Below are 3,086 nucleotides of genomic sequence, written 5' to 3'. Positions count from 1 at the left end.
CCATCCGCAAGATACGTAATCTTGCTGTTTTCTTGTGTCGCTACAGCTCTGCCTTCTTCTTGCTTCTTTTCATGACGGGCGACAAAAGCATGGGCTTTATCACTCCATAACAAGGAATCCTGTGCAACTCCTTCTGAGACTTCCTTAATACGATCGTTAACAGTCTTGATATTATCATCAAGTCCTTTAAAGGCTGTTTCAACTCCCTCATATGCTTTATTTGTTACATTACCCTCTTTAGAAACTGTCGATAAGTCATAGCTGGGAACTGTAAAAGTGCCATCAGCACTAAACGATGCTTTGCCTCCTAAAATTTTTGCTAAACTCGCAGCTATGGTATTAATCTGACCACCCGTAACCGCATCGCTCGAACCTGCTACTATAGAACCATCAGCCAGCGATGTGATCTTGCTGTTTTCCTTTTTACCTTCTGCCGTTTTATGCTGTGCGACAAAGGCATCTCCACCCCATAATAAAGAATCTTGTGCAACTCCTTCTGAGACTTCCTTAATGCGAGCGTTAACATTCTTGATATTATCATCAAGTCCTTTAAAGGCTGTTTCAACTCCTTCATACGGTTTATCTGTTACTTCACCTTTTTCATCAATATTCGATAAATTATAAGTTGGCCCTTTAAAGTTTTTGCCATCAAAGGATACAGCGCCACCTAAAATCTTTGATAAATCCGAAGCTATGGTATTAACCTGTCCACCCGTGATTGCATCATGTGAATCCTTGGAAATCTTACCATCAGCAACATTATGGAGACCTACAGCTATCTTATCTTTAGCTTTTCCTAAAGTCACACTACTATAATTAGTTTTACCATCTGAATCTTTATCATAATGAACAACTGCTGATTCATCTGACTGAAGACTGTTCGAAAGCTCTTTCAAGCTTTTATCAAGCTGTCCTTTGTTAACGGCTTCATTATCCTTGGTCGCTGCCTGCACACCAGAAAGAGTTCTATCCTCGTTCTTCTTGTTGGCTATGTTGATTTCACTGCCTTCTACTTCTTTACCAATAGTGATAAGATTTGTAGTTGCATCTTTCTTAACAAGGCTATCGCCTTTCACATTGGCAATTTCATTGTTAATTTGTTTGGTAATCTCGTTTTTAACATTCGTGATAGAACTACCAACTCCTGCAAAAGCACTCGCTACATCAGAGTAATCCTTATCTTCAGGGCTGCCATCTTCCTTGATTGTTTTTACCTTGAATGTAGGAGCGGTCCATACGCCACCTTCATATTTAGCACCACCGCCTAAAGACGTAGCAACCCCAGTGCCCAATGTATGAAGCTGTGAGCCATTTATGGCTTCCTTTGAGTTTTCATTGATATCCCCGTCGAGTAGACCAGAAAGTTTCCGGGCTCCATTGTCCTTATTTAGAATACTGATTTCATTGCCACCAGTTTCCATACCAACAGTGATAGGACCTTCTTCTCCATCAGAGAGACTGCGCGTTAAAGTCTTCTTTGCTACTTGCTTAACAAGAATACTGTCTCTTACATTGGCAATTTCAGTATTTGTTGCCAAAAGTTGGGAACCATTGACCGCTTCGGTCGATTCTGCTGTGAGTGCGCCACTTTGAATGCCTGTTATCTTCTTACTGCCAGCATCAATACCACCCGTTGTTATTTGCGGACCTCCAGTAATTACTAGACCCGTTGCGTCTAGGGTATTTGTACCTGCCTTTAAGCTCGTCAATGTAACATCTTTAGCCAAATCAAATTTTAGCTTATTATCTTTATTACCTTTTGTAATATTTAAGTTGCTACTTCCAGCAGAAAAATCTACTCCATCGTCTATAAGAACGGTCTTGCCATTTTCACCTCCAACTGAGAGTTTCCAACCTTTGTCTACGTATTCTTGTAACGCTTTTAACTGTAAAACATTCACTGCATCGCCATCTTCAAGACCAGCTGCTACGCCTGAAAGTTGTCGCGAACCAAACGCGACGTTACCGTAGGTACTTTTCCATTCCGCGGAAGTATCCCCGTTCGCTACACCTTTACGCAAAGGATTATATCCAAAAGCGCCACCTTTTCTCTCAGCTTTAGAATTCGATCCTATAGCAACACCATCATCAACCGACACCTGAGCCTTTGAGCCTAGAGCAACACCGTAATTCCCCGCCGCAGAAGCGAATCTGCCTAAAGCAACACCGTAATTCTTCGCAGAAGCTTTGTTGCCTATAACAACACCACTATCCCCCGCCGCAGAAGCTTGGTAGCCTAGAGCAACACTGAAACTCTTTGTCACAGAAGCTTCTGGGCCTATAGCAATACCAAAAGAATCCGTCGAAGAAGCTTTGTTGCCCACAACAACACTTGCACCCCCCACCGCAGAAGCGCTAACGCCTATAGCAACACTTTCAACCCCTCCCCCATAAACGTTAGAGCCTATAGCAATAACATCATTCTGGACTGATGTCTTAGCTCCAGAGCCTATAACAACACCTCTAGCCCCCACTGCAGAAGCTTGGTAGCCTAGAGCAACACCTCTCGCACCTGTCACTTTAGATTCAGAACCTATAGCAATACTATACTGCGCATCCTTCGTTGCAGATGCACTGTAACCAAGAACAATCCCCTGTTCTGCATAATTCTTCGCGCTGTAACCAAGAGCCATTGCATAATTACCAGCTGCAAGTACTCTATTTTTTTCATCAATATCCTGCCTCTCACCAGTACCTCCAACACCACCAATTGCAATGCTATATATACCTTCCGTTTTTGCCCCCCGCCCCAAAACAACAGAACCATACGATCCTTTCAATGTTTCTGCCATATAACCGACAAGAACATTCCAACCGTTACCAGTTTTTGCACCATACCCAATAACAACAGAACCGTTTGTATTTATCCTATCAACATCAACAGCCGCATTTTCACCAACAACAACAGCATAATGGCTACCTCCCACATCAATCCCATCACCCAAAATAGTATTGTTGTTTTTAGCACGTTGCATTCCCTCAGTTGAACCACTCCGCAAGATATTAGATACATTAATAATATCTGTATTCTCATCATCCTGTGCAAGCTGTTGGTCTGCAGAGCTATCAACCACAAATGACCGTGG

The 3,086-nt window shown here is 42.5% G+C and carries 1 pseudogene; it reads right to left on the bottom strand.

The features are described from left to right. Positions 1 to 3,086 (bottom strand): annotated as a pseudogene (locus ACFIKR_RS09085) (hypothetical protein); the annotation flags it as partial.

Origin of the sequence: Bartonella sp. MR30HLJHH (genome assembly GCF_042194195.1) — a bacterium.
Classification (GTDB): domain Bacteria; phylum Pseudomonadota; class Alphaproteobacteria; order Rhizobiales; family Rhizobiaceae; genus Bartonella; species Bartonella grahamii.
The sequence above is the reverse complement of the archived record's forward strand: the minus strand, read 5'-3'. Positions and strand labels throughout refer to the sequence as shown.